We start from the raw sequence: 26066 nt of genomic DNA, 5'->3' as shown, positions 1-26066 counted from the left end.
AAAATCAAACTTCCCAAACCACACCCGCAAAGAATTTGTTAAATCATTTTTAGCGGATTGATTGTTTTTTATTATTGATTCAAAAAAAGATACTTTTGTCTGTTCACTTGGAAAAAACAAAAAAAATATGACTGATAAAAAGAAAACACTGTTAATGATCCTCGACGGCTGGGGAATTGGAGATGGGTCGAAAGGGGATATCGTATCTTCGGCACCTACCCCTTTTATGGATTCCCTAATGGAAAAATATCCCCATTCGCAACTGTTGGCTTCGGGCGAACATGTAGGGCTTCCCGATGGGCAAATGGGAAATTCTGAGGTAGGCCACCTGAATATTGGTGCCGGGCGTGTACTTTACCAGGACATGGTAAAAATCACACGCGCCATTAAAGACAAATCGTTGTGGGAAAATCCGCAAATCGTTAAAGCATATACTTACGCAAAAGAAAACAGTAAAAAGGTTCACCTTATCGGACTTATTGGCCCTGGCGGGGTGCATGCGCTGAGTTCTCACATGGTAGCGCTGAGCCAGATTGCCACGGAAATGGGGCTGAAAGATATTTTTATTCACGGACTTACCGACGGACGTGATACTGACCCGCGCTCGGGTTATGGATTTATTAAAAATGATCTGGAAGCGCTGAAAGGTACAAATGCCCGCTTTGCCTCAATTATTGGCCGCTACTACGGCATGGATCGCGATAAAAATTACGATCGACTGAAGTTGGCTTATGATTTATACACTGAAGGAAAAGGAGAGAAAGTAACTGATATTCTGGCAGCAGTGCAGGCTTCTTATGACAATGGCGTAACCGATGAGTTTATAAAACCCGTTGTGATGGTGGACGAAAAAGGAGAACCTCTTGCAAAAATTGAAGAGGGAGATGTGGTTATTTGTTTCAATTTCCGCACCGACCGTCTTCGTCAGACTACCATTGCTTTTACCCAGGAAAATTTACCGGAGTTTGGTATGAAGACCATGGATTTGCAATGGTACACCATGACCAACTATAAAGCCGATTTTAAAGGAGTCCATGTTATTTTCGACAAGGAAAACGTAACCAACACCATGGGCGAAGTGGTTTCAAATGCTGGCCGGAAACAAATCCGAATTGCCGAAACAGAAAAATATGCGCACGTTACTTTCTTTTTCAGCGGTGGACGGGAAGAAGAATTTGAGGGAGAAGGACGTATTTTGATTCAGTCGCCGCGCGTTCCTACTTATGATCTTCAACCCGAAATGTCGGCACCGAAAATCAAAGATGCCATTGTTCCCAAATTAAAAAACAAGGAAGCAGATTTTGTTTGCCTCAATTTTGCAAACGGCGACATGGTTGGCCACACCGGAGTTTATGAGGCCATTTACAAAGCTGTAATGGCTGTTGACCAGTGCACCAAAGAAGTGGTGGAAGCCGCGCTGGAAGGTGATTACAACATTATAATAATTGCTGACCACGGAAATGCCGATAATGCTGTGAATAAAGACGGATCGGAAAATACAGCTCATTCGCTGAACCCGGTACCATGTATTTACGTGAGCAACGACAGAACAAACGTAAAAATCGACAATGGTATCCTGGCGGATGTTGCCCCAACTCTGTTGCATTTAATGGGCCTTGAGGTTCCGAAAGAGATGACTGGAAAAAATTTAATTCATGATTGAAATAGGTCGCACCATAATAAGCCGCAATGTATTTGAGCAGCATTTTGTTTGCGACCTGCTGAAATGCAAAGGGGCTTGTTGTGTGGAAGGCGATTCAGGTGCTCCGTTAACCCCCGGGGAAGCAAAAACTATTGAGAAGGAGTATTCCCGTTTCGAAGGTTACCTCCCGGAAGAACACCGGGAAGAAATAAAAAAACAGGGATACTCCGTTATTGACGATGACGGCGATTTGGTTACCCCACTGGTAAACAAACGCCAATGCGCCTATTCTTTTTATGACGGGAATGGCATTCTGAAATGCAGCATTGAAAAGGCCTTTTTCGAAGGAAAAACCCAATTCAGAAAACCGGTGTCATGCCACCTTTTCCCGATACGTATCACAGAATACAAAAATTTCGATGCCGTAAATTACGAAGAACTGGATATTTGTAAGCCAGGCCGCGCTTGTGGAAAATCGCAAAAGGTAAAACTCTACCAGTTTCTGAAAGAACCCCTTATCCGGAAATACGGAGAAGAATGGTACAAAGAGTTGCAAATAGCTGCGGATTACCTTGAAAAAGGCTAATATTCCCCTCCTCCCATATCCACATTTCCTCCGCCATTTCCATTATCCCGGTTTTCTGATGTAAAGTTATTTATCCGGTAACTAAGGGTCAGCATCACTACCCGGGGTTCACGCTCCCATCTGAACCGGCTTTTAAAATCCCCTCCGACCGTTTCACGCTCAAATTTGGCCGTCCCAAGTGGATCACGTACGCTGAGCGTGGCCATTAGTCTTTTGTCAAAAAGCTCTTGCCGGTAAGAAATACTGGAATAAAACATGGATTTGGTTTCGCCCTGGGGAGAAACAGACGGACCGCGGAAGAACCCGTTCACCTGCATTCTTGAGCTACCGGAAAACCGGAGTGTTGTGTTCATTCTTCCATTCCAGTTGGTACTTGTACGATCGAAAGATTCCCCGTTTACCTCTCCCGTAATCCGGTAATTATACATAGACACGCTGGTATTAACAAGCAGCCATTCCGTAAAATGGACATTCCCGGCGAGTTCAAATCCGGTGGAATAATCTTTATCGAAGTTATCTGTTTGCAGGTAAAAAACTCCGTCATCACCAAGGGTTTCATAACGTTCTATTTTGTTGCGGGTAACCCGATGAAAGGCGTCCAGTGAAACATACGATCGTCTGTTTCCAAACCTTTTCAACATTCCCAACTCGTAAGAATCTGTATATTCAGGCTCCAGGTCGGGATTCCCGATACGAATGGTGTATCGGTTGTAATAATTAGGATTTGGATCCAAATCACGTCCTCCGGGACGGTTAATCCGGCGGCTGTAACTGGTCATCAACTCATTGTTTTCCTTTAAACTGAATGAGAGGTGAAGTGTGGGGAACAAATCAAAACGATTAAGCAAAGAAGGTTCCGCAAAATTTGTATTCAGAATTTCACGCTGGGTAAGTTCACCACGTAGTCCGGCCATGTATTCCAGTTTACCCAATGCGTTGCTGTACGTAGAATACACCGCATGAATATCGCGCCTGAAGTCGGTTACACTGGTAAAATCATCATTTACAATCCATTCTCCTGATACCGGATCAAAATTCTCAAAAGTCATTCCTTCTGTTTCGCTATCAAGGCGGCTCAGCCATCCCGCTTCCAGCCTGCCTTTTTCACTAAATGGGTAAGTATAGTCTGCTTTCAGCCTTATCTCCTGCTCTTCTTCCGTTTCCAGGGTAAATACCCTTTCAATATACTCATCAGTTTTGCTGAATTCAGAATCAGCCAGAATCTCATCTTCTTTTTCCGTATCAGTTCCCTCTTCTCCCGAGTAAAAAGCCATGGCCTCCAGCTTGTGCCCTTCTTTATTAAAATTATGCTGAAAGTTTAGGTTGAAGCTATAAAAATCATTTTCTCTTTCCGAACTTTCTTCTGTTACTGAAAAAATATGTTCCTCTTCGGGCATCGTATAATTTTGCATTTTCCCGTCTCCTCCCCGTAAATTTTTCGACTTTCCCTGCTCGGCAGAAAGCGACAGCGTTGTATTATCAGAAAGAAACCATTCTGCCCCTGCTTTAAAGTTATGTCCTCCGCGGGTAAAATTTCTGGAACCATCCATAATCAGATAAGAAGTTGTGTCGTTTGAATAGGTTTCACGGAAAGAATACATGCTTCCGTAGTTCGTTTCATCACGCCAGTCTGCTCCCAACAGAAAGTTGATTTTTTCTGTACGGTAATTCAATGTAAAATCGCCGCGGTATTTATCCCCGGTTCCAATTGAACCATTGACAATACCACTCAACCCATTCATTGAATTTTTTTTCGTCACCAGGTTAATAATTCCTGCCATTCCATCGGGTTCGTATTTTGCAGAAGGATTGGTAATTATTTCAATACTCTCAAGCGCAGATGAAGGTATCTGGCGCAAAGCATCGCTGCCGCTGAGCACGCTCGGGCGGCCGTCTATTAAAACCGTAAAATTGGAAGAACCCCGTAAACTCACATTGCCCTCAATGTCTACCTGTACCGACGGAGTATTTTCCAATACATCAACCGCAGTACCACCCACAGCGCTAATTACCTGGCTCACATTTACCACCTTTTTGTCGAGTTCAAATTCAACAGCGGCTTTGTCTGCCACTACATTTATACTACCAAGCTCGACGGAAGAGGGACGTAAATGAATTTTACCCAGGTCGGGAGAAGGTTCGTCCTTACTCACAACAATATCATCCACATTTGTTTTGGAAAAACCAATAAAATTAGCTTCGAGGTAATACTCTCCGTAACCAAGACCTTTTATTTCGAACCGGCCTTTCTCATCGGTTATTACTCCCGACACAAGCGATGAATCATTTTTACTGTAAACAGCCACATTGGCAAACTCTAAACGTGCTCCCGTGGCCTCGTCAAGCACCACACCAGTGATCTTTACCGTTTTTGAATCATCGTCAGAAGGGTCTCCCATTATTTCTTTAACAGGAATTACCAACAGACAAACTATAACAAGAAAATATAACAGTACCTGCAAATTCTTCATCCTTTTCGCTATTTATTTTATGTGATCAAATTGAGCACGCAGATATTAAGACAAAATGCTCCCTTATTGGTTTAACCCGGTTTTTGTTAACGAGTTGTTAATACCATAAGTCTTTTCTAACAGACAACCGAATTGAAACAGCTGTCCCAAAATAAAACACACGTTCTGATAACGGGACGACAGGAAAAAATGCACCTTCTCGCAATAAACTAAAAAACAGGAATTTAAGTTTTTGGCATTCATATTGGAAATGGGGAGGCACAGAAACGCTTTGAAGATTGAATTTACAAACTCTAAAATTTTTAACAGACTTTAAAAACACAAAATCATGAAAAAACTAGCATTCATTCTTACTTCTATTATTTTAATTTCAGCAACAGTTAAAGTATCGACAGGTAGCACGGGTGACGACGAAACTTCCTCACATAACCTTGGCATTTCCGTTCCTGAGGTGGCCCTGGTTGACGTGGAAGGTCCTTCCGGAGAAGGCACAACAATTAACCTGTCTCCGAATATTAATAACCTGGAAGCCGGTGCCGCTGTTGATTTTACTACTGCAAATGATAACAGTCTTTGGTTAAACTACACCTCCATTATCGAGCAAGGAAATAACGGGAATGGAAATGGAAATGGGAGTTCGAAAACCAGAAAAATAAAAGCCGAAATAGATGAAAACCTTCCTGACGGCCTCGATCTGATGCTTGAAGTGGGGACAATTGCTTCCGGTAGCGGCCAGACAGGTACTGCTATCCAGGAGAAAATCGCCCTTAAAAAAGGCCCCACAACAGTAATCGACGACATTGGCAGTTGTTATACAGAAAATGGAGCAGGAAAAGGACACCGGTTAACGTACAGTCTCGCAGTAAAAGACAATAAATTTGATAAGGTGATGGCAGAAACATTCTCTGTACAGGTAACTTATACCATTACAGAAAATTAGCCGGAAATTTTTTAATTGTGCTTAAAGGCAGGAGCGTCACCTGCCTTTTTTTTGTATCAAAGACAGGCTCCCAGAAAAACAATGAGCATCCAACTCATCAAAAGTTATCAATGAGCATGTCAGTAATTTTTATCAAATTCTCTTCCCACGCAGGGTTTAGCGGCCACATGTCAATAATTTCTCCATCAATCTCTTCTGCAAACACACGGGCCTGCTCACGATCCATATCACTCTGAATATAAATAACGCCAATATCTTCTTTTTGGGCCAGTTCCACAAGACTTGCCATCCGCTGCGGTGTGGGTTCTTTTCCTCCGGGTTCCAGTGAATGCTGAACCAACCCGTATTCTCGTGCAAAATACGAAAGACTGGGGTGAAACATGATAAACTGACGTCCTTTATAATTTTGCAGCCCGCTTCTGATTTTTTGATCCAACTGCTCCGTTTCCTTTACAAACTGGAGGTAATTACGGGTATAAACTTCTTTCTTCCCGGGATTCAATTCAATTAATTCTTTGGTTATCACCTCTGCCATTTGTTTCACCAGAATGGGCGACAACCAGGTATGGGGGTTCACTCCCATGGCCGTTTTTGAGTTGTTTTGAGTTTGCTTCCCACTGTAAATCAAATCCAATCCTTCCGAAAGGTTAACTACCTTCATACTTGTATTAGCCTGCGCTATTTTTTCTTTCCATGAATATTCGAAGCCAATGTAACCAATACGCAGCCAAACCTTTGAGCGGGATATATCTTCCAGTTGCGAAGGAATAAGTGTAAAGTTGGCGGGACTTGCACCGGGAGGCAACAACACGTTCACCCTAAAATCGTCACCGGCAATTTTTTTTACAAATGTCTCTATCGGTAAAATACTAACTGTGATTACCTGCTCATCTTCATTGTTTTTAGCCCTTTTTGAGTTACACGCAAAAAACAGGGAAACAACAATAACCAGAACTACCTTTGTTATTTTTGCTATCATATTGAAAACAAAATAAATACTTTTTAAACGAATTTCTGTTAAAAACTCAAATTTGTCAGTACCAACAATCAATTATGATTTTTGATTTCTACGATAGCCTCTTTTAGCTCCTCCATCTCAAACCCATACCTCTTTTTCAGTCGCCCAATCCTTTCAGATGACAAACCGGACGGAATATCCAATGCCTTTGTTAGTTTATTTGCAGAAACAGAGTATCTGCTGCAAACCTCATCAACAGTCATGCTTCCATGAATCTCCAAATGGGAAAAAGCGTGTTCCGGGTGATTCTCCGGGTTACTCTTGCCCGCTTTTTCTTCCGCCAGAGCTTCAGATGCAACAGAAATATTTTGATGCGCTTCCCTCAGCGAGCCACCCTCCAAATGCCCGGTATGGCCACCGTGGATACTTCTGCCCTGCAGCGGAGCAATATCGGGTGACACCAGCAACGGGGCAACGAAAAAAAACAAGGAAACTACACTCAGACAAATCACGACAGCAGTTCGCGGAACTTTCCCGTGAACCATTTTCCGGAAAATACACCCTATCATTTTCCAGTGCAATACGATGTGAAGAAGAATAAGAAAAAGAAATGCAAAGCTGATGTACAAATGGACACTTCCCCACTGATGCCGGTCGAGTCCCCAAAAATAAAGCTCTACGTCGCCCCCATATACAGCGTTTCGCTTAAATCCGGGCACCAGCTCATATTTTATCAGGAATCCCAGGCCGGCCATCAGAGCCAGCAGCAATAGCATGATGCCATCAATTATCAGATTGACTTTGGATTTGTCAAATTTCCGGTTTGTCATCATCTTCTGTTTTAAAGTTACTATTGAAACGACCATCGCTTACCGAATGAATTATTTTGTGCTTCGAATTTGCCAGCCAACCGATAGAAATTTCACCTATTGCGTCAAATTCAGGAACAAAAGGCTTAATGTCGAGCAGCGGAGTGCCGTCCAGAATATCGACATTCTCGATTTCAAGAATATTGTCTGTCCTGCCAACAAGCTTTACAATCGACAGACCGATAGGATTGGGCCTTTGGGGAGCGCGGGTAGCAAATACCCCGTGATATTTTTCATCCAAAAACGGCTTTACTTCTAATCTAAAACCGGCTGCCTGGTGAAAATGATACAGCAAAATAATATGCGAAAATCCCTCTATATCCTTTAACCCGTCGGCATATTCCCGGAAAATTTCGATCCGCCCCTTGCTCCCGGCAGCAGCCGCTGGCTGAATGGGCATTCTTTCCGTTTTTTTAAAGGATGAATGGATAACACCCACAGGATGAAAAGTTATATCTTTCATTGCATCTCCATATCTTACCGTTTTCTTTACGAAGTCATTTTATACACAATTTCTTCGGCAGCTCTTATAATCGGGTTATTCACCGGAGAAGCTGTCAGCAGCGGGTGCGTCCCCACCTGAAAAGATACCAGTTCAAAAACCGTAACAGACTTCTGAATAGCAAGGCTGATAACATTTATAATTTCCCCAACCGATTTTCCACCCCAGGCTTCACCGCCCAGGATACTTCCATCGACTGGCGAGGCATACAACTTTACCGTTAGGTTGGATACTCCTGGCAAAGAACCCGGATGCCTGTCGGGAGACGAAAATTTAGCAGATATCAGATCCACACCCCATTCCCTGGCATTTTTATCGTTTGCTCCAGATGCAGCCATAGCCAATCCGTCAATTTCAGTAGAAAATACACCCAGTGTTCCTGCTGTACATTTTTTTATTCTTATCCCAAAAAGGTTATGCCCCAGCGTACGTGCTTCAGCCGTGGCAGTTGAGGCCAGTTTTATTACATCACTTCGCCCGGTAAGGAATCCATAAGTTTGCGCACAGTCTCCCACTGCGCAAACGTCTTTTGCAGTTGTACGTCCGTAATGGTCGACATGAATATCGCCATACCTGTTCAACTCAATGCCTGCCTCTTTCGCCAGTTTGGAATTGGCCGTGTAACCGATTGAAAGGATGACTGCATCTGCGTCGATCCTGCTGCCATCGGCCAGCATTACCTGTTGAACCGTACCATTTTCACCAACAATCTCTTTCACAAGGGCAGAGGTCAATACCTTCATTTTTGTCCCTTTTAAAGCCTCGGTGGCAATGGAACTCAGCTCGGGCGAAAAAGCCCTGGAGAAGCAGAGCGGTTCACTTTCTATCAGGGTAACATTTGCTCCGGCTGCCGACAACTGTTCGGCAACTTCGGCCCCGATAAATCCACCGCCGACAGTAACAACATTTTTGAACCGGTTGATTTGAGAAGCCAGATTATGAATGTAAGGAAAACTCTTTTTCATATAAAATACATTCTGAAGGTCGTATCCCGGAATAAAAGTCGGAACAACCGGAAGTGAGCCGGTAGCAAAAACCAATTTATCGTAACCAAACAGATCTCCCGATTCTATTGAAACAACCTTTTCTTCCTTGTCTACTTTAGCGGCCTTGCCTACTATTACTTCTCCTCCCAGGTCTACAAAAGGTTTCGGGCCCATTTTATTTTTTTCGGAATCATTTGCCAGCAGGTAAAAAATATAGGGAATTCCGCACGGCACAAGACCATCTGCCTCCTCTTTAATCATCAGGACAGATTTACCCTTAAAAAATCTTTTGATTGTCATCCCGGTTACAATAGCAGCCGGGCCTCCGCCGATAATAATTACATCGTAAGTTTTCATGATTTTTGATTTAAGATTTCTTCTCATTCCAGTGACTAATTTGCTATACTCCATCAATTACTTTAGTGACTCCCAACAGAATTCGTAAACTTATTTCAATAAAATCCGCATGCTTAAAATGATTTTTTGCAACAAAATTTTGTCATTCTCATTGCTTCCATACCGTAACAATACTCCTTACACCTTTTGACTATTCGTCCAAGCCGCCTATTAACTATTCCTTACTATTCAAAGGGTTTCCAGAAGGAAATAAACAAAATTAATCAAACTTTAGTTCAAAATAAAATCATTCTCATTAATTTTGTGGAAAAATATCATGTGATGCAAACTGATTGTATAAACTGCCTGCTTGTACAGGCACAAAAGATGCTGACAAAACACAATATCCCGAAAGAACGGTCAAACAATATTATGGATAGCTTCAAGCTGTTCATACATAAAAACAGGAACAACAACCTGCCATCACCTGAAGTTGCATGTTTCCTGCACCGGTTAATAAAAAAAGAAACCCATATTGAAGACTTATATAAAACCGAAAAAGAAGAATACAATCAGCTCATGCTGGACCTGGAAGAAGATATCCGGGAAAAAATTGACAAATCCGCAAATCCCTTCCAAACGGCGTTGCGCTACGCGCTGGCAGGAAATATCATTGATTTTGGCCCGCCGGAGCCATTTAATGTATTGGAGACGCTGGCGACAGCTGCCTCGAAAATACCTGTCATCGATCACTCAGAATTACTTTACGAAGAACTAAAAAGAGCCTCCAGCGTATTGTATCTTGGCGACAATACCGGAGAAATTGTGCTCGATAAAATTTTTATCAGCGTGATAAACCACCCCAACCTCTGGTTTGCCACAAGAGGTGCACCGGTTATCAACGATGTAACAACGGAAGACGCGGAGAACGTGGGAATGGCTCATGTTGCAAAAATTATTTCAAATGGATACGATGCACCTTCCACTCTGGAGAAACACTGTTCCCCTTCGTTTAAAAAGCTATTTGATGAAGTCGATATCATCATCTCCAAGGGACAGGGAAACCTGGAAGGACTGATTAATAACCGGAAGAAAAAAATATTTTTCCTGTTTATGGTAAAATGCGATGTAATTGGGAAACTGATTGGCACGCATACGAAAAATTCGGTTGTATATTTTAACCAACAATCTTAACATGATAGCATTTGGACCAGTACCATCGAGAAGGCCTGGATTAAGCATGGGAATAAACAAGTATTAACCGGCTCCCATGTACCTCGGAATGTTGCTCATTCTTGCCGGTGTAGTAATTTTGTTAAAATCTGTTCTTCTGCTTTTACCCTCCTTTTATTCGGGCTTGCTATGGAAGTTTTTTATATCCGAAAAAAAGAACGATACCTGACAGAGCAGTTCGGTGAAGCCTTTTTGAAATATAAACGAAAGGTTCGCCGGTGGTTATAAATTTGAATAATTTTAAACATATACTTAATTTAGCACCATTAAAAATGATATGATTATGCCCATCGTAATATACGGCTCACCAATCCTGAGAAAAAAATCGTTCGATATTGAAAAACCGGATGAAATCATTTCACTGGCAGAAAACATGATGCAAACCTTAAAAGACGCTGACGGGTTAGGTCTGGCCGGACCTCAGGTAGGAGCTTTGAAAAATCTGTTTGTTATCAACACATCGCCTTTAGAGAGTGAAGGGGTTCAAAGTGAGGAAAAAGTGTTCATCAATCCTGAAATACTGAACTACAGTGACAACAACGTTTATTATAACGAAGGATGCCTGAGCATCCCGGGAATATTTGAGGATGTCAGTCGCCCCGAAGCAGTGGAAGTACGCTACCGTGATTTAAACTTCGACTGGCATGAAGAAACGCTGGATGGCACTGTTGCACGTATTTTTCAGCATGAATACGACCATTTGCTAGGAACGCTTTTTATCGACAAACTTAGCGCAATCAGAAGAAAGTTGCTCCGGAATAAACTCAACCAAATCAGGAAAAAAAATTATATCGTGCCTTAATTTAACAGTCATGCCAAAATTAAACGGAACAGGCCCTGAAGGGAAGGGCTCCCAAACAGGGAGAGGCCTTGGAAAATGCAAAGACAAACCTTTTGAAGAACTATTGCAAAAACTGGGAAAAGGGCAAGGAAAACGCCGGAAATCAGGAGGAGGCAAAGGACAGGGCAAAAGATTGAAATACGATGCATGAGCAAAGTATTGTAGTTTATTATACATTACTAAGCTTATAATTTCCTGCTTATTGGGTCCTTCTTAAATTTATTTACAGAATCCATTTTATTTTAAAGAATCAGTTGGTAAATTTGTTTGCAATCAATTCTACTATTAAAAAGTAAATTTTAAAACCAATATCATTATGAACGAACAGCAGGAACAACAACCGCAAGTTTCTCAACAGGCTCCTCCATCCAATTACCTGGTTTGGGCTATTCTTACTACTATTTTGTGTTGCCTTCCGTTTGGCATTGTATCCATTGTGTATGCAGCACAGGTAAATACCAAGTGGCAGGCAGGCGATTACGATGGGGCAAAAATTTCGAGTAAAAATGCCAAATTGTGGGCGTGGGTATCCTTTGGTGCAGCCCTTGCCGGTATGCTTCTGTGGCTCCTTTTGGTCATATTTGGAGTGGTAGCCGGATTGGGCCTCGGCGCCCTCGATTCATTGAGTGTGTAATACATGAAGAAACTTTTAAAAGGAGGACTGCTGCTGGGCATACTGGCGGCAGCAGCCCTCTTTTTTCTGCTTGACCCCGGGAAACATGAGATTTTTCCCCGGTGCATTTTCTACTCGATATCAGGCTATTACTGCCCCGGGTGTGGTTCCCAACGGGCTATTCACAATTTGTTACATCTCAATTTAGCTGGCGTAGTCAGCAACAACCTCCTGTTTCTGCCAGCTATTTTAGCCATTGCATACCACTATCTCCACCCCTTGCTTAACCGGAAATTAAACTGGAAACTTCCCAATATTTTTTATTTGAAAAATACCCCCTGGATCATTTTCGGGATCATTGTCGTTTTCTGGGTATTACGAAATGTATCGTTCTACCCATTCTGTGTACTAGCTCCTAACTGACCAATTAATCTTTATTTGGATCTGAACCCAGAGTTATACAAAGCAATAATCCCGGTCTGAATTTTCACAACAGAGAATAAACGAAAAAATACACCTACAACTCAATCTTTTTAATTTGCGCATTATCGTCACACTGCGCGAGCAATTGCCGGTTAGTCAATTTAAACTGAGGGTGAATAAACCCGGGGGCTATTTCAACCAGTGGCACCAGCACAAAAAGCCGCCGGGCAATACGCGGATGGGGAATGCACAACTTTTCTTCATTTAAAATGAGATCATCAAAATATAAAATATCAATGTCCATTTCACGCGATGAGTACTTTCCTGGTTCACGTTTGCGGCCGAACTGCTGTTCAATTTTTTCAATTTTAAAAAGCAACTCCTCCGGTTCCAGTCCGGTTTCTATGTAAAGCACCTGATTCCAGAAGTTTTCTTCGGCCTGAAATCCCCAGGGAGGTGTTTCGTAAACGGATGATTTTTCGAGAATAACACCGAGTTCTTCTTCTGCTAAAACATATATTTTTTCAGCGTTTAACCGCTTGTTCCCAATATTTCCTCCAATTCCTAAAAAAACCTGGTGCATTGAACTGTATATTTGTAATGTTTTTAAATATAAATTTACCCATCAATTATTGATAAAGGTAGCGAAAACATAAAACATACATAAGATGAAAGAATTTTTTAAGTACGTGCTGGCAACTGTGGTTGGGATTGCGGCAGTTTCAATCATTGGATTTTTCCTGTTCTTTATGGTCATTGGAATTCTGGTATCCTCTACCGAGAAACAGGTCTCGGTACAAGCCAATTCGATGCTGGTAATTGATTTAGAGCATCAGATTATCGATCGTGCGCCCAACGATCCTTTCCAGGATCTTGACATTCCCGGATTTCCTCAAATAAAAGCCATTGGATTAGACGACATTCAATCGTCGCTGGAAAAGGCCATTTACGACGACCGCATTAAAGGTGTTTACCTGAAACTTTCCATGGTAAATGGAGGAATGGCCTCGGTGGAAGAAATCAGGAATGCACTGATAACATTTAAAGACAGTTGCGACAAACCGATTTACGCGTATGGCAACATGTACGATCAGAAAGCATACTACCTGGCCACTGTAGCAGACGAGATTGTGGTTCACCCGTTAGGTTCCGTCGATTTCAGAGGACTCGGGGGCGAAATGATGTTTTTCACCAAAGCCCTTGAAAAACTGGGCATTGAAATGCAAATTGTACGCCACGGGAAATTTAAAGCGGCGGTAGAACCGTTTATGCTTGAAAAAATGAGCGAAGAAAACCGCGAACAACAACTGGTGTACATGGGTAGCCTTTGGAATAAAATGTTGCAGGGTATTTCGGAAACAAGAGATATTCCTGTAGAAGGATTAAATGATATGGCTGATAAAGTTCAAACTTTTAAGAGAGGCGGCGAAGCGGTGGAATCAGGACTGGTGGATGCTGCCAAATACAAAGATGAAGTATTGGATGACCTGCGCAAAATAACCGGAATTGAAGGAACCAAAGGGGTTCCAATCGTTAGTGTAACCAATTATGCCAAAGCACCGGTCAAAGAATTCAGTAAACCATTCAGCCGGAATAAAATTGCCGTGATTTACGCCAGCGGCGATATCGGCATGTCAATGGGTGACCAGGTGATAATTGGTGATGAACTGGGCCGTGAGATACGAAAAGCACGCCAGGACAGCAGCTACAAAGCCATTGTATTGCGAATCAATTCCCCCGGTGGAAGTGTTTTCGATTCGGAAGTTATCTGGCGTGAGGTAAAACTTGCAGCCGAACAAAAAACCATGGTTGTTTCATTTGGCGATGTAGCGGCTTCGGGAGGATATTACATTGCCTGCCCGGCCGACCAGATTGTGGCACATCCAAATACCATTACGGGATCCATTGGCATATTCGGCATGATTCCCAATATGGGTGAGTTGTTAAACAGCAAACTGGGCATTACCACAGACGTTGTAAAAACCAACAAAAACTCTGATTTGCTTTCACTCACACGTCCGATGACAGCATACGAAAGGCAACTGATGCAGCAAAGCATAGAAGAAGGTTACGATCTGTTCATCTCGCATGTGGCAGATGGTAGGGGAATGACCAAAGAAGAGGTAGATAAAATTGGGCAGGGCCGTGTCTGGACTGGTGAAAATGCCTTGGAAATAGGACTGATTGACGAGTTCGGCGGACTTCAGGATGCCATTGAGCTGGCTGCAGAAATTGAAGGTCTGGAGAATTACCGTACCGTTTCCCTCCCTGAACAACTGGACCCGTTCCAGCAACTGTTAAAAACCGGCTCCGACAACGTACGTACATGGTTCCTGAAAAAGGAACTGGGTGAAAAATACCGGTACTACGAATACCTGAAAAAATCTTCTCAGATGAATGGCATTTTTGCCCGCATGCCTTATGATTTATCAATAAACTGATTATTCAAAAAATAAGACTTTAAAAATCAAAAGGCTTACCAGATTTGGCAAGCCTTTTGATTTTTATGACATTAGAAAACAAACTGCCATTCCTCAAGACGTAAAAAAAATCACCCTAAAAAATATGTGATAATTTGTTAAAAACAGGATTCCCGTGTTTCAAAAATTGGGGTATCCTGAAAAAGAAGAAACACGTAATCCATACGCACTACTTTCGCATGTGTTTAACGAGAATGTTAACTTTGGCCCAAGTATCCAATGTTCTCTCCAAAAAATTTGTTTGAACAATCTAAAACCCCTAGTGTTGCTTTTTATACATATTGTAAAATTGTAGTAATCCTGCAAAAGTGTAGTGTGATTAAACAGAATGAAAAAAACAGGATAATTTATGTTACAAGATGAATCATCGTATGAAAAGACATCATTTCAATTTAAACGCCCAACTGCCGAAGATGGCTATGCAGTCAATCAGTTGATAGAAGCCAGCCCACCATTAGACCCCAACTCCGTATACTGCAACATCTTACAAAGTTCGCATTTTGCAGAAACATCGGTTTGTGCAAAAACAGGCGAAAATTTATCTGGGTTTATTTCCGGTTACCTTATCCCCACAAGACCCGATACGCTTTTTATCTGGCAGGTAGCAGTAGCTGAACCGGCCAGGGGAAACGGACTGGCAATCCGCATGTTGCACGAGCTGCTTGACCGTCCTGCCTGCAAAGATGTACGGTTTGTAGAAACAACAATCACTCCTTCAAACACCGCTTCAAAAAAACTATTTCAAAAGCTGGCAAATAATCTGAAAACAAAAATCGAAGTTTCGGATGCTTTTACCAAAGAAAAACATTTTAACGGGTTGCATGACACAGAACAGCTCTACCGTATTGGCCCGATTATCTGAATTTTAAAATACATTTTATTTAAATTAAAAGTCGAATATTATGAAAATATTCAATGAAATTGAATCAGAAGTTCAAAGTTATGCCCGCTCTTTTCCCCGGGTATTCAAAAAAGCAAAAGGAGAATTTATTTACGATCAGGATGGAAATGAATATCTTGATTTTCTTGCAGGCGCAGGTTCCATGAACTACGGCCACAACAACTCAATCTTTAAAGAAAAGCTTCTTGAATATATTGAAAGTGATGGGATTACCAATGGTCTGGACTTACACACCGACGCCAAAGGTGATTTTATGACAACGTTTAAGAAAAAAATACTGGAGCCCAGGGGACTTGATTATATGCTCCAGTTTACCGGCCCCACAGGAACAAATGCCGTTGAAGCCGCGCTAAAGGTTGCCCGCAATTATACCGGACGCGACACCATCATTTCGTTTACCAACGGGTTTCATGGCGTAACACTTGGTTCGCTGGCCGCCACAGGAAACTCAACACACCGGAGCGCTTCGGGTATCTCACTGCAGGGAGTACACCGGATGCCTTATTATGGCTATCTGGGAGAAGACGTAAATACCACCGCATACCTCGACAAAGTTCTTTCTGACTCAAGCAGCGGTATTGATACACCGGCTGCAGTTATTGTAGAAACCGTGCAGGGCGAAGGTGGTGTTACCTCATGCGATATGGAATGGTTAAAAGACCTGCAGACCGTGTGCAAAAAACACAGAATATTACTTATTGTAGACGACATTCAGGCCGGATGCGGACGTACAGGAACCTTTTTCAGCTTTGAAAAAGCTGGTATTCAGCCCGATATTATTACTCTTTCCAAGTCATTAAGTGGTTACGGACTCCCCTTCTCTCTCGTTTTAATCAAACCGGAATACGATTTATGGAAACCGGGAGAACACAACGGGACTTTCAGAGGGCATAACCTGGCATTTGTAACAGCCAAAGCTGCAATAGATGCCTATTGGTCGGATGATAAATTTGAAAAAGAAATTCGTACCAAAGGAGACTATGTACAGAAAAGACTGGAAGACATTATTGCCAAATACGGCGATGGCAATCTGCACGCACGTGGGCGCGGTATGTTCCAGGGAATAAACTGTGTAAACGGTGAAATTGCAAACAACATTACAAGCAAAGCATTTAAAAAGGGACTCATGATTGAAACCAGTGGCGCTGACGACCAGGTTATCAAATTACTCTGCCCCTTAACCATCGACATAAAAAACCTGGAAAAGGGTATCGATATAATCGAGCAATCGGTTAAAGAGGTATGCCGGAATGCCGATGTACCAGTAGATTCAGACTATTTTGACGACGTAGTTTTAAACAATAACAATAAATAGAACATGATAGTAAGAAATTTAAACGAGGCGGAGCAGTCTGACAGAAAAATTGTCTCTCCCGATGGCAATTGGGAAAGTACACGCCTGTTGTTGAAAAACGACAATATGGGCTTTTCATTTCACATTACGACCATTTACAAAGGTGCCGATTTCCGGATGCACTATAAAAACCATCTCGAATCAGTGTACTGCATGTCGGGAGAAGGTGAAATAGAAACACTGGAAAACGGGAACAAGTATAAAATTCGTCCTGGTACCATTTATATTTTAGATAAAAACGACGAGCACATTTTACGCGCCTTTACCGAGATGAAGATGGCTTGCGTTTTTAACCCTCCATTAAGCGGGAAAGAGGTGCATAACGCAGAAGGTGCTTATGAGTTAGATGCAGAAACCATAGCAGATTAGCAATTCACATTAAAAACAAAAAGCAATGAGCAAAGACTTTTATCCATCACGCGGGGGGAGAAAGGCAACATTAATTCCGCGAACAGACCCGGTAGTTTACCGGGATAATTTTGAAGACTCCCCCATCGAAAAAGCATTAATTCATAAATACCGGGAGGATGGATTCATCATTTTAAAAAATCTTTTTTCTGAACGTGAAATTGCAGTATTCCAGGATGAGCTTGAACGGTTAAAAAATGACGAACAACTAAAATCATTGGATTACACTATTACTGAACCCACCAGCGGCGATGTACGATCGGTATTTAAAGCACACCAGATAAGTCCTGTTTTTAAAAAGCTGGCTGCCGACAAGCGTCTGGCAGGGTTAGCAAGATATATACTAAATGACGATGTATACATTCACCAGTCGCGGGTAAATTACAAACCCGGATTCAAAGGAAAAGAGTTTTACTGGCATTCCGATTTCGAAACCTGGCATGTAGAAGACGGCATGCCCCGTATGCGTGCCTTGAGCATGTCCGTTGCTTTAACCAAAAACTACTCTTACAACGGTGCATTGATGCTTATCCCCGGTTCGCATAATGTTTTCGCCGTGTGCGAAGGAAATACGCCGGAAAATCATTTTAAGTCATCGCTAAAAAAACAGGAATACGGTGTACCCAGCAACGAAAATTTAGCCAAAATGGTTGAAGAAGGTGGCATCGTTACAGCAACAGGAGATCCTGGCGATGTCATTATTTTTGACTGCAACACAATGCATGGCTCCAACGGGAACGTCACTCCCTATCCCCGTTCAAACATATTTTTTGTTTTTAATGCTGTTTCAAACCATGTAACAGAACCATTTTGCAACCAGCCACCACGTCCGGAATACATCTGTACCAGAGCAGAAACAGAACCTATCCCGGCATAAGCCTGCCGGGAAATGGTTAGGTGGCACTAAACTATTTTTATGATTCTCAGCTTTATTATTTTTCTCGGAATGTTTGCCCTGGTAGGTGTAAGTTCTGTACTAAGAAGTCGTGGTACTAAAAAGGATTACTACCTGGCAAGCAGTTCAATTCCCCCATCGCTGGTAGGTTTATCAGCAGTAGCCACTAACAACAGCGGATACATGTTTATTGGCGTCATTGGCTACACCTATGCAACAGGTTTTGCCGCCGTTTGGCTGATGGCCGGCTGGATACTGGGCGATTTTCTCGGCTCAATATTTATCCACCGTAAACTACGCGAAGCCACTCAAAGAACAGGAGAGGTAAGTTTTGCAGGGGTTTTGAGCAACTGGAACGGGAAACAAAACCTGCTTCTTCAAAGAACCATCGCTGTTATCTCCCTTGTATTTTTGCTATCCTATGCCAGCGCCCAGCTTGTTGCAGGTAGCAAAGCGCTGCATGTGCTGTTTGGATGGCCTAACTGGGCAGGGGCAACCATTGGGGCAGTACTGGTTGTGCTTTATTGTTTCTCCGGGGGAATACGTGCCTCTATCTGGACGGATGGAGCACAGTCAGTTGTAATGATACTGGCCATGGCAACATTGTTAATTATCGGGGTGTATTCTTTGGGAGGCATGGAGAAAACTATTGCGGAAATGGGCAAAGTGGATGGTTTCCTGGATCTATTTCCGGAAAACCTTCTGCTTCCAGGCATTTCAGGAGGTATCCTTTTTGCTGTCGGATGGGCTTTTGCCGGCGTTTCAGTAATTGGCCAGCCCCATGTGATGGTCCGTTTTATGACCCTCAGCGATACCGGCAAGATGCGCAGGGCAAGAGTTTGGTATTACACCTGGTTTACTCTGTTTTATGTCATGTCAACAGGTGTAGGTATGTTATCACGCATTTACCTTCAGGATCCGGGAAGCTTTGACCCGGAACTTGCCCTGCCCATCATGGCTGTTGAGCTACTCCCCCCTTATCTGGTTGGCCTCGTTCTGGCGGGTATTTTTGCCGCCACGATGTCCACAGCTGATTCACTGGTATTAAGCTGCTCTTCTGCACTCACCCACGACTTAATTCCTCATAAAATTGAAAAACCCTATTTACTAAAAACAGGTACTGCAGTTATTACTTTTGCTGCACTGGGCTGGGCCCTGTTCAACAAGCAAAGTGTTTTCAGTCTGGTAATTATGTCTTGGTCAGGACTTGCCAGTGCATTCGGGCCATTGCTCATCTATTTAAGCCTTGGCGGAAAGCCCGGCCGGATACGGGCTTTACTGGCCATCTTTTCGGGTTTAGCGGTCGCCCTGGGATGGCGGATACTGGGATGGGAAACCACAATTTACGAAGGGATGCCCGGAATACTTGTTGGGTTGGCCATCCTCTATTTTCCAGGTAAATCGACACAAACAAATAAAAAGCCAGCATAATGAAATAAGCTGATAAACACGGTACAGCCCAATCCCTCTTTTATTTATATAAATGTTTCAGGGAGTCCATCAGGTTGCATAACTCCGCGAAAGGTTTATCACCGTGGTTCTGATAAACCATGCTGTGAAATTCATCAATCTCTTCCAGAATAACCAAAACTTTTTTCCATTTATTGTCATTAATAGCCGTCAGAAACATTTTGTTTTCCTCTCTCATCCGTTTGAGGGCCTGTTCCAAAATATTTCGACCTTTTTCAGTAAGTACCAACAACTTCGCCCGTTTATCTGATTCATCCGGAATCTCATTAAGCAACCCGTTATTCGTTAGCCTCCGTATGGTATCCATCCCTGTGGTATATTCCAGATGATATATATTGATGAGATCGGTCTTTTTCGCCTTTTCCGTCATATCTACCGCCTGAAGAAACAGAAATTCAAGTCGGGTATTGATAACCAAATCTTTCAGGGCCTTTCTGGAATAAAACTCATGATAACGGGCAATTCGCGAAGCAGCTTCAAGCAATCGCGCTTTTTCTTCAAACTTTTTAACGACAGGCGTATTATCCGGAAAAAATTTGGGGTACTTCTCTGGCGGAGCCTTTTTGTTTAACTCGGGTGTATCGTGCAACTTTTTTATTATCCACTGTGCAAAGGATAACAGATCCAGATGTTTTTCCTCTACCTCGAAATCCTCATATAGATCAATTATCTGCTTCAGAATAGCGTACTTGTCTTTCCCCATTCAGCTAAAATTTTTGTAAAAATATAAAAGTTTTATTAATATTGCATCGGATACGATATATTTAGTACGAATACGATAAAAATGTTTTAAAATGGAAAATAACATCAATATCACAGAAGATGATTACACCAGGTTGTGTAATCTGATTAAGTCCGAAAAAGACGGGCACACGACAGAGATGAACAACCTGGTATACCTGGGTTCTGAGATTAAACGGGCCAGAAGAATTAACAGTAAAAAAAACCTGCCCGATTTTATCACTATGAATTCAATGGTTGAATTAATCGATCTGGATACCAAAAGAGAAATGAAGGTAAGACTCGTCTACCCAAAAGATGCTGACTTTAAAAAAGGGAATATTTCTGTTCTATCGATGCTCGGAAGCGCATTGCTTGGTTACAAAGCGGGCAGTATCATTTCGTTCAATGCCCCACGGGGTGTAAAAAAGGTAAAAATTAAAAATATTGTTTACCCGGAGGAAAAGAAATAAACGCTGATTAAAAAATTATTGATATGGCAAAAAAGAATGCGGGGTTAAAAGAGCCCAAGAAAAGCATAAAAGAAAAAAGGCAGGAGAAAAAGATAAAAAAACAGGAGGAAAAAGTTAAAAAGAGAAAGAGCAGAGCTTAAAGCGCTGGCTTCCTTTTTTTTTTAGAACCGACTGAGTAAAAAATGTTGAGTCGGAGAAAAATGAGTTATAAATTTTAGTAAAGAAAAAAGGCTGTCTCAAAATGGAGACGGCCTTTTTTGTATTTTCACATACATTGACTTGCTTAACTTGCTTTCAGTCTGCGGATACTGGAACGATCCATTTTTCCCTGCGCATATTCCCGGGTAATAATCAGGTGTTCTGCTTTTTCCGAAGGCATTTCATACATGGCATCGTTCATAATGCTTTCGCAAATAGAACGCAACCCGCGGGCGCCAAGCTTAAACTCTACAGCCTTTTCCACAATATACTGTAGCGCTTCTTCTTCAAACTCCAGTTCAATTTTGTCGATTTGGAACAGCTTTTTATACTGCTTTATTACCGAGTTTTTAGGTTCGGTAAGAATATTCCGTAATGCTTCTTTATCCAAAGGATCGAGGTGAACCAACACAGGTAAACGCCCAATAATCTCAGGTATTAAGCCAAACGACTTTAAATCCTGAGGAGCGATGTACTGAAGTAGATTTTCACGCTCTATACGATCCACTTGTTTGGCGGCACTGTACCCAATCACTTTTGTATTGAGCCTGTGGGCAATTTTTCGTTCAATACCATCGAACGCTCCGCCACAAACAAACAGGATATTTTTCGTATCCACAGGTATTAATTTTTGCTCTGGATGTTTACGCCCGCCCTGCGGAGGAACATTCACTACTGCCCCTTCCAGCAACTTAAGCAGTCCCTGTTGTACTCCTTCGCCCGATACATCGCGGGTAATGGAAGGATTATCACTTTTCCGGGCAATTTTATCTATTTCGTCGATAAAAACAATACCCCGCTCGGCAGCTTCCACATTATAGTCGGCAGCCTGCAAAAGACGGGTGAGGATACTTTCAATATCTTCTCCCACATAACCGGCTTCGGTAAGTACCGTAGCATCTACAATGGTAAAAGGAACATGCAGCATTTTGGCGATTGTGCGGGCCAGCAACGTTTTTCCGGTACCGGTTTCACCCACCAAAATAATATTCGACTTTTCAATCTCCGTTTCGTCTTTATCAAACGGCTGTGTTAACCTTTTGTAATGGTTGTAAACAGCCACCGAGATAATTTTTTTTGCTTCATCCTGACCAATCACATACTGATCGAGAAATTCTTTGATCTGTTTTGGCTTCAGCAATTGAATCCCGGCCAAATCAAACGAACTGTCTTTTTTAATTTCTTCCTGGATAATTGAATAAGCCTGTTCAGCACAGCGATCACAAATATGCCCGTCAATCCCGGCAATCAAAAGGTTTACTTCCTTTTTTTCGCGACCACAGAAAGAACATTTATCCATTCTGATTTTATTTGCCATTGATTACTTTTTTGCCTTATCCCTTACTAAAATTTCATCGATCATACCATACTTTACCGCCTCTTCCGAGGTCATCCAGTAATCACGATCCGCATCTTTTTCAACTTGCTTTACGGTTTTTCCGGTATGCTCGGAAATAATATTATAAAGCTCTGTTTTAATTTTCAATATTTCGCGTGCGGTAATTTCAATATCAGAAGCCTGTCCCTGGGCGCCACCCATTGGCTGGTGAATCATAACCCGTGAATGCTTCAGGGCCGATCGTTTTCCCTTGGCTCCGGCAGTAAGCAGGATCGCTCCCATGGAAGCGGCCATACCGGTGCAAATGGTAGCCACATCGGCCGAAATATATTGCATGGTGTCATAAATTCCCAAACCCGCATGCACATGCCCGCCGGGCGAATTCAGATAAATCTGAATGTCTTTCGTTGGGTCAGTCGATTCCAGGAAAAGCAATTGTGCCTGAATAATATTAGCAACTGTATCGTCGATCGGCACACCCAGAAAAATAATCCGGTCCATCATCAACCGCGAAAAAACGTCCATTGAAGCTACGTTCAGTTGACGTTCCTCAATAATGGTTGGCGAAATATAGCTACCGTATACTGAATTATAACGCTGCAAAGTTAAACTGCTGATTCCGCTATGTTTAACTGCATATTTTTTAAATTCGTCGTATCTCTCCATTTTCTTTCTCTTTAAAAAAATAACTGTGTTATTTGTTTTACATTGAAAATGAACACCAAAGTTACAAAAAAGTTGTTTGCGAATATGTCTCTCTCAAAAGTTACTTGGCCATTTCCTCAAACTCTTCGCGGGTAACCTCTTTCTCCTGAAGTGTAATTTTTTCTTTTACCACATCGATTACCTTGTCTTCCAGAAGCTTATTATACAAGCGTTCTTTCTCTTCGGGTTTTTCCAGAATCATTTTCGCAAAGGATTCCAACTGATCTTCGGGTGCATTGTAAATCCCATACTGGCTGTATTGTGCATGGGCAAGCTGTTTCGCAAAACCGAGGGCTTCCTCTTCTTCTACCTTCAACTCATTATCCTTAATAATAACATCTTTAATGAGCTGCCAGCGCAGGTCTTTCAAAAATCCGTCGAAATCTTTGTCGATCTGTTCTTCGGTTACATCTCTGTTCGACTCAATAAGCCAGCGTTTCAGGAAAGCTTCCGGAAGTTCGGGTTTTATTTTCTCCACAAGGGTATCCCGTACGTCGGTTGCAAACTTACGATCAGAAGACTGCAATAAACTGAGTGCAATTTCTTCCTTCAGCTTTTTCTTCAAATCTTCTTCCGTTTTGACTTCGGTATCTTCTCCATATATTTTTTTGTACAACTCTTCATTCAATTCGGCCTTTTTAAACTCAAGAATTTCGGTAATGGTAAATTTGAATTCACTGTTGAGTTCATCGGCCTCTTCATGGCTAATTTTTAACAGGTGGCCTACTTCATGGCGATCCTGATAGGCTTTAACCGGGTCGAAAACCAGCACCTCGCCCTTTTGTTTTCCCAGGAATTGTTTTTTAATCTCTTCATCTTTTATTAAATCAACCGAAAGAAGCACGCCCTCGGCACGCACACCTTCTTCCTTTTCATTTCCCTCAGCATCGAGTTCCACGAAATCACCACGAGACAAATCCTTTTCTTTTACCGCTTCGGAATCCACATTCTGGCCCATCTGAGATTGAATCATCTCTATCTGCTGGTCAATCATATCGTCCGCTACCTTGATGGTAAAATAGTCCAGTTTATCCTTTTCATCCAGCGGAACCTCTATTTCAGGTGCGAGGGCCACATCGAAAGCAAACTCAAAGTTTTCATCGTTGTCCCAGTCAATAGGCTTCTGCTGTTCGGTACTCGACAGTGGTTCACCCAAAATCCGAAGTTTCTCATCCACCAGATAGCGGGTAAGATTTTGCGACAGCATCTTATTGATTTCTTCTACCATCACAGATGTGCCGAACCGTTTTTTGATGAGCCCGATGGGAGCTTTTCCCGGTCTGAATCCAGGGATAGAAGACTTCTGACGGTATTCTTTCAATGTTTCTTCGACGGTTTTTTCATAGTCTGTTTTTTCAATCAAAACTTTAACTACCGCATTCACACTGTCGATATTTTCCCTCGTAATATTCATCTTTTAAAAATTATTTGTTTCCATTTTTGATAAGCATGAAACCTGTATGCACTCTTTGTACTATTTCTGCAAGAAAATTTTCATACTCGTTTCATGATAAAATAATTTGACAGAACTGTTTATTTAAACCGCCGGCGCAAATCCCCTGAAGGTTGGCCGGCGGCATTTGTGCGGACGAAGGGACTCGAACCCCCACGCCATAAGGCACCAGATCCTAAGTCTGGCGCGTCTACCAATTCCGCCACGTCCGCTAAAAACAGGGCGCAAAGGTAACCATTTTTTTTAAATCAATAAAAAATTATTTCCACTCAACAACAGTTCCTCTCTGCTCATTTTGAAGTTCTTCTGGGATGGCATCTTTAATCTCGCGCCAAAGCAGGTTTATCAGCTTATGCTTTGCAAAGTGCCGCGAGTAAACGAGGCTCACTTCCCGCAATGGTTTCAGGTTGCTGAAAGATCGTACGTTTTCCTGTCTTTTCTCCGACATTCCCAACTTGGCCAACTCGGGAATCAGGGTAATACCACCTTCCCTGTCAACAATATTCATGAGGGTTTCCAGCGAACCAGCTTCAAAGTGGAAAGGCAACTGACTGTCCACCGTTCCAAGAAAAGAACAGAGATTAATTACCTGGTCGCGGAAACAATGTCCATCGCTCAACAGCCAGATTTCCGGGATCGCAATATCTTTCAGGGTAATTTCCTTCTTTTTGTACAGCTCACTTTCCGGGTTCACATAAATGAGCATCTCTTCATAAAAAAGAGGCTTTTCAATAATTTTCTGCTCCCCCAGCGGGGTGACCAAAATGCCCACATCAATAAGATCTTTATTCAGAAGGTTCACAATCTGATCAGTGGTTTGTTCCACCACTTTAATAAAAATATTAGGGTATTTCTTTTTATAACGGCCTATGAATATCGGCAAAAGATAAGGGGCAAGAGTTGGAATAATGCCAATGCGCAACATTCCGGAAACCTGATTCTTATGGTCCTTTACAATATTCGTAAGCTCTTCAGACTGCTTCAACACCACCCGTGCCTGTTCGATAATACGCTGCCCCACATCGGTTGGAATAAGCGGCTGCTTACTACGATCGAAAATAATGATCTCCAGGTCTTCTTCCAGCTTCTTAATTTGCATGGAGAGTGTGGGCTGAGTAATAAAGCACGATTCAGCGGCTTTTCCAAAATGCCGGTAGGTGTCTACCGCAACAATATATTCCAGTTGGGTAAGCGTTATCATGGCGCAAAAATTTTGGCACTAAAAATAGAAAATATCTTATGTACCGAAAAAAAAAGCCGTGATAATCTG

General features: G+C 42.2%; 26 protein-coding genes and 1 tRNA gene. 15 read left to right on the top strand and 12 right to left on the bottom strand.

Annotated elements, in window-relative coordinates:
* Positions 1-127 precede the first annotated feature (127 nt).
* Positions 128-1663: a 2,3-bisphosphoglycerate-independent phosphoglycerate mutase gene (gene gpmI, locus D1164_RS04940; RefSeq protein WP_119349046.1), complete on the top strand. Its 1536-nt coding sequence runs from the start codon at positions 128-130 to the stop codon at positions 1661-1663.
* Positions 1656-2228, top strand: a complete 573-nt coding sequence (locus D1164_RS04935; RefSeq protein ID WP_119348846.1) for a DUF3109 family protein — start codon at positions 1656-1658, stop codon at positions 2226-2228. Before gpmI ends, D1164_RS04935 begins: the two co-directional genes overlap by 8 nt.
* On the opposite strand, the gene D1164_RS04930 is transcribed toward D1164_RS04935, so the two are convergent.
* Complete coding sequence (locus D1164_RS04930; protein WP_119348845.1) at positions 2225-4699, bottom strand: TonB-dependent receptor; 2475 nt, start codon at positions 4697-4699, stop codon at positions 2225-2227. The two genes, D1164_RS04935 and D1164_RS04930, sit on opposite strands and share 4 nt — an antisense overlap.
* A 328-nt stretch (positions 4700-5027) precedes the next feature.
* Here D1164_RS04930 and D1164_RS04920 point away from each other — a divergent pair, with 328 nt between their 5' ends.
* Positions 5028-5639: a hypothetical protein gene (locus D1164_RS04920; RefSeq protein ID WP_119348843.1), complete on the top strand. Its 612-nt coding sequence runs from the start codon at positions 5028-5030 to the stop codon at positions 5637-5639.
* A gap of 97 nt (positions 5640-5736) precedes the next feature.
* Here D1164_RS04920 and D1164_RS04915 read toward each other — a convergent pair whose 3' ends face one another.
* The 4 genes from D1164_RS04915 to D1164_RS04900 all read right to left on the bottom strand — a co-directional run bounded on the left by D1164_RS04915 (position 5737) and on the right by D1164_RS04900 (position 9311).
* The gene (locus D1164_RS04915; protein WP_147372034.1) at positions 5737-6618 is read right to left on the bottom strand and encodes a metal ABC transporter solute-binding protein, Zn/Mn family; all 882 of its coding nucleotides are present in this window, start codon (positions 6616-6618) and stop codon (positions 5737-5739) included.
* A gap of 68 nt (positions 6619-6686) precedes the next feature.
* Positions 6687-7427: a DUF4405 domain-containing protein gene (locus tag D1164_RS04910; protein ID WP_172594340.1), complete on the bottom strand. Its 741-nt coding sequence runs from the start codon at positions 7425-7427 to the stop codon at positions 6687-6689.
* A complete protein-coding gene (gene tsaA / locus D1164_RS04905) occupies positions 7408-7929 on the bottom strand; it encodes a tRNA (N6-threonylcarbamoyladenosine(37)-N6)-methyltransferase TrmO (protein ID WP_119348840.1) in 522 nt (173 codons plus the stop codon). Before tsaA ends, D1164_RS04910 begins: the two co-directional genes overlap by 20 nt.
* A 26-nt stretch (positions 7930-7955) precedes the next feature.
* Positions 7956-9311, bottom strand: a complete 1356-nt coding sequence (locus tag D1164_RS04900) for an FAD-dependent oxidoreductase (RefSeq protein ID WP_172594339.1) — start codon at positions 9309-9311, stop codon at positions 7956-7958.
* 321 nt (positions 9312-9632) lie between these two features.
* Here D1164_RS04900 and D1164_RS04895 point away from each other — a divergent pair, with 321 nt between their 5' ends.
* The 5 genes from D1164_RS04895 to D1164_RS04875 all read left to right on the top strand — a co-directional run bounded on the left by D1164_RS04895 (position 9633) and on the right by D1164_RS04875 (position 12400).
* On the top strand, positions 9633-10484 hold the full coding sequence (locus D1164_RS04895; RefSeq protein ID WP_147372032.1) for a damage-control phosphatase ARMT1 family protein: 852 nt from the start codon (positions 9633-9635) through the stop codon (positions 10482-10484).
* A 322-nt stretch (positions 10485-10806) separates the two neighbouring features.
* A complete protein-coding gene (gene def / locus D1164_RS04890) occupies positions 10807-11325 on the top strand; it encodes a peptide deformylase (protein ID WP_206610926.1) in 519 nt (172 codons plus the stop codon).
* Positions 11326-11335: 10 nt separating this feature from the next.
* Positions 11336-11515 (top strand): DUF5320 domain-containing protein, encoded by a 180-nt coding sequence (locus tag D1164_RS04885; RefSeq protein WP_119348836.1) that lies wholly within the window; start codon positions 11336-11338, stop codon positions 11513-11515.
* A 165-nt stretch (positions 11516-11680) separates the two neighbouring features.
* Positions 11681-11998: a CD225/dispanin family protein gene (locus D1164_RS04880; protein ID WP_119348835.1), complete on the top strand. Its 318-nt coding sequence runs from the start codon at positions 11681-11683 to the stop codon at positions 11996-11998.
* Positions 11999-12001: 3 nt separating this feature from the next.
* The gene (locus D1164_RS04875) at positions 12002-12400 is read left to right on the top strand and encodes a DUF2752 domain-containing protein (protein ID WP_119348834.1); all 399 of its coding nucleotides are present in this window, start codon (positions 12002-12004) and stop codon (positions 12398-12400) included.
* A 94-nt stretch (positions 12401-12494) separates the two neighbouring features.
* On the opposite strand, the gene folK is transcribed toward D1164_RS04875, so the two are convergent.
* Positions 12495-12983, bottom strand: coding sequence for a 2-amino-4-hydroxy-6-hydroxymethyldihydropteridine diphosphokinase (folK, locus tag D1164_RS04870; RefSeq protein ID WP_119348833.1), 489 nt, complete (start codon positions 12981-12983; stop codon positions 12495-12497).
* An 85-nt stretch (positions 12984-13068) separates the two neighbouring features.
* Here folK and sppA point away from each other — a divergent pair, with 85 nt between their 5' ends.
* The 6 genes from sppA to D1164_RS04840 all read left to right on the top strand — a co-directional run bounded on the left by sppA (position 13069) and on the right by D1164_RS04840 (position 19869).
* On the top strand, positions 13069-14841 hold the full coding sequence (gene sppA, locus D1164_RS04865) for a signal peptide peptidase SppA (protein WP_119348832.1): 1773 nt from the start codon (positions 13069-13071) through the stop codon (positions 14839-14841).
* Between the two features lie 388 nt (positions 14842-15229).
* On the top strand, positions 15230-15742 hold the full coding sequence (ectA, locus tag D1164_RS04860; RefSeq protein ID WP_119348831.1) for a diaminobutyrate acetyltransferase: 513 nt from the start codon (positions 15230-15232) through the stop codon (positions 15740-15742).
* 40 nt (positions 15743-15782) lie between these two features.
* Complete coding sequence (gene ectB, locus D1164_RS04855; protein ID WP_119348830.1) at positions 15783-17096, top strand: diaminobutyrate--2-oxoglutarate transaminase; 1314 nt, start codon at positions 15783-15785, stop codon at positions 17094-17096.
* 3 nt (positions 17097-17099) lie between these two features.
* Entirely contained in the window at positions 17100-17504 is a 405-nt protein-coding gene (locus tag D1164_RS04850) for an ectoine synthase (protein ID WP_119348829.1), read from the top strand.
* A 25-nt stretch (positions 17505-17529) separates the two neighbouring features.
* A complete protein-coding gene (gene thpD / locus D1164_RS04845) occupies positions 17530-18420 on the top strand; it encodes an ectoine hydroxylase (RefSeq protein ID WP_119348828.1) in 891 nt (296 codons plus the stop codon).
* 39 nt (positions 18421-18459) lie between these two features.
* Positions 18460-19869 (top strand): sodium/proline symporter, encoded by a 1410-nt coding sequence (locus D1164_RS04840; RefSeq protein ID WP_119348827.1) that lies wholly within the window; start codon positions 18460-18462, stop codon positions 19867-19869.
* 40 nt (positions 19870-19909) lie between these two features.
* Here the strand turns inward: D1164_RS04840 and D1164_RS04835 are convergent, their stop codons facing one another.
* Positions 19910-20611: a MarR family winged helix-turn-helix transcriptional regulator gene (locus D1164_RS04835; RefSeq protein ID WP_119348826.1), complete on the bottom strand. Its 702-nt coding sequence runs from the start codon at positions 20609-20611 to the stop codon at positions 19910-19912.
* Positions 20612-20702: 91 nt separating this feature from the next.
* Between D1164_RS04835 and D1164_RS04830 the strand changes: the two genes are divergently transcribed.
* The gene (locus D1164_RS04830; RefSeq protein ID WP_119348825.1) at positions 20703-21101 is read left to right on the top strand and encodes a GreA/GreB family elongation factor; all 399 of its coding nucleotides are present in this window, start codon (positions 20703-20705) and stop codon (positions 21099-21101) included.
* A 283-nt stretch (positions 21102-21384) separates the two neighbouring features.
* Here D1164_RS04830 and clpX read toward each other — a convergent pair whose 3' ends face one another.
* The 5 genes from clpX to D1164_RS04805 form a co-directional block, all read right to left on the bottom strand.
* On the bottom strand, positions 21385-22617 hold the full coding sequence (clpX, locus tag D1164_RS04825; protein WP_444705181.1) for an ATP-dependent Clp protease ATP-binding subunit ClpX: 1233 nt from the start codon (positions 22615-22617) through the stop codon (positions 21385-21387).
* Positions 22618-22620: 3 nt separating this feature from the next.
* A complete protein-coding gene (clpP, locus tag D1164_RS04820) occupies positions 22621-23304 on the bottom strand; it encodes an ATP-dependent Clp endopeptidase proteolytic subunit ClpP (protein ID WP_119348824.1) in 684 nt (227 codons plus the stop codon).
* A 100-nt stretch (positions 23305-23404) separates the two neighbouring features.
* Positions 23405-24757: a trigger factor gene (tig, locus tag D1164_RS04815; RefSeq protein ID WP_119348823.1), complete on the bottom strand. Its 1353-nt coding sequence runs from the start codon at positions 24755-24757 to the stop codon at positions 23405-23407.
* A 169-nt stretch (positions 24758-24926) separates the two neighbouring features.
* Positions 24927-25008: transfer RNA gene (locus tag D1164_RS04810), tRNA-Leu, on the bottom strand.
* Between the two features lie 47 nt (positions 25009-25055).
* Complete coding sequence (locus tag D1164_RS04805; RefSeq protein ID WP_119348822.1) at positions 25056-25997, bottom strand: hydrogen peroxide-inducible genes activator; 942 nt, start codon at positions 25995-25997, stop codon at positions 25056-25058.
* Positions 25998-26066: the final 69 nt, after the last annotated feature.

The organism is Mariniphaga sediminis, assembly GCF_003573545.1.
GTDB lineage: Bacteria > Bacteroidota > Bacteroidia > Bacteroidales > Prolixibacteraceae > Mariniphaga > Mariniphaga sediminis.
This window is presented reverse-complemented; position numbering and strand designations above follow the sequence as displayed.

Excerpts from the sequence above, each read along its gene's own strand:
- D1164_RS04875 (WP_119348834.1), top strand. The coding sequence starts at position 12,002 with ATGAAGAAACTTTTAAAAGGAGGACTGCTGCTGGGCATACTGGCGGCA.
- sppA (WP_119348832.1), top strand. The coding sequence starts at position 13,069 with ATGAAAGAATTTTTTAAGTACGTGCTGGCAACTGTGGTTGGGATTGCG.
- D1164_RS04935 (WP_119348846.1), top strand. The coding sequence starts at position 1,656 with ATGATTGAAATAGGTCGCACCATAATAAGCCGCAATGTATTTGAGCAG.
- D1164_RS04840 (WP_119348827.1), top strand. The coding sequence starts at position 18,460 with ATGATTCTCAGCTTTATTATTTTTCTCGGAATGTTTGCCCTGGTAGGT.
- folK (WP_119348833.1), bottom strand. The coding sequence starts at position 12,983 with ATGCACCAGGTTTTTTTAGGAATTGGAGGAAATATTGGGAACAAGCGG.
- D1164_RS04805 (WP_119348822.1), bottom strand. The coding sequence starts at position 25,997 with ATGATAACGCTTACCCAACTGGAATATATTGTTGCGGTAGACACCTAC.
- D1164_RS04915 (WP_147372034.1), bottom strand. The coding sequence starts at position 6,618 with ATGATAGCAAAAATAACAAAGGTAGTTCTGGTTATTGTTGTTTCCCTG.
- thpD (WP_119348828.1), top strand. The coding sequence starts at position 17,530 with ATGAGCAAAGACTTTTATCCATCACGCGGGGGGAGAAAGGCAACATTA.
- ectB (WP_119348830.1), top strand. The coding sequence starts at position 15,783 with ATGAAAATATTCAATGAAATTGAATCAGAAGTTCAAAGTTATGCCCGC.
- D1164_RS04920 (WP_119348843.1), top strand. The coding sequence starts at position 5,028 with ATGAAAAAACTAGCATTCATTCTTACTTCTATTATTTTAATTTCAGCA.
- D1164_RS04835 (WP_119348826.1), bottom strand. The coding sequence starts at position 20,611 with ATGGGGAAAGACAAGTACGCTATTCTGAAGCAGATAATTGATCTATAT.
- D1164_RS04895 (WP_147372032.1), top strand. The coding sequence starts at position 9,633 with ATGCAAACTGATTGTATAAACTGCCTGCTTGTACAGGCACAAAAGATG.
- D1164_RS04930 (WP_119348845.1), bottom strand. The coding sequence starts at position 4,699 with ATGAAGAATTTGCAGGTACTGTTATATTTTCTTGTTATAGTTTGTCTG.
- D1164_RS04885 (WP_119348836.1), top strand. The coding sequence starts at position 11,336 with ATGCCAAAATTAAACGGAACAGGCCCTGAAGGGAAGGGCTCCCAAACA.
- clpX (WP_444705181.1), bottom strand. The coding sequence starts at position 22,617 with ATGGCAAATAAAATCAGAATGGATAAATGTTCTTTCTGTGGTCGCGAA.
- gpmI (WP_119349046.1), top strand. The coding sequence starts at position 128 with ATGACTGATAAAAAGAAAACACTGTTAATGATCCTCGACGGCTGGGGA.
- D1164_RS04830 (WP_119348825.1), top strand. The coding sequence starts at position 20,703 with ATGGAAAATAACATCAATATCACAGAAGATGATTACACCAGGTTGTGT.
- tsaA (WP_119348840.1), bottom strand. The coding sequence starts at position 7,929 with ATGAAAGATATAACTTTTCATCCTGTGGGTGTTATCCATTCATCCTTT.
- ectA (WP_119348831.1), top strand. The coding sequence starts at position 15,230 with ATGTTACAAGATGAATCATCGTATGAAAAGACATCATTTCAATTTAAA.
- D1164_RS04850 (WP_119348829.1), top strand. The coding sequence starts at position 17,100 with ATGATAGTAAGAAATTTAAACGAGGCGGAGCAGTCTGACAGAAAAATT.
- clpP (WP_119348824.1), bottom strand. The coding sequence starts at position 23,304 with ATGGAGAGATACGACGAATTTAAAAAATATGCAGTTAAACATAGCGGA.
- D1164_RS04910 (WP_172594340.1), bottom strand. The coding sequence starts at position 7,427 with ATGACAAACCGGAAATTTGACAAATCCAAAGTCAATCTGATAATTGAT.
- tig (WP_119348823.1), bottom strand. The coding sequence starts at position 24,757 with ATGAATATTACGAGGGAAAATATCGACAGTGTGAATGCGGTAGTTAAA.
- D1164_RS04880 (WP_119348835.1), top strand. The coding sequence starts at position 11,681 with ATGAACGAACAGCAGGAACAACAACCGCAAGTTTCTCAACAGGCTCCT.
- def (WP_206610926.1), top strand. The coding sequence starts at position 10,807 with ATGCCCATCGTAATATACGGCTCACCAATCCTGAGAAAAAAATCGTTC.
- D1164_RS04900 (WP_172594339.1), bottom strand. The coding sequence starts at position 9,311 with ATGAAAACTTACGATGTAATTATTATCGGCGGAGGCCCGGCTGCTATT.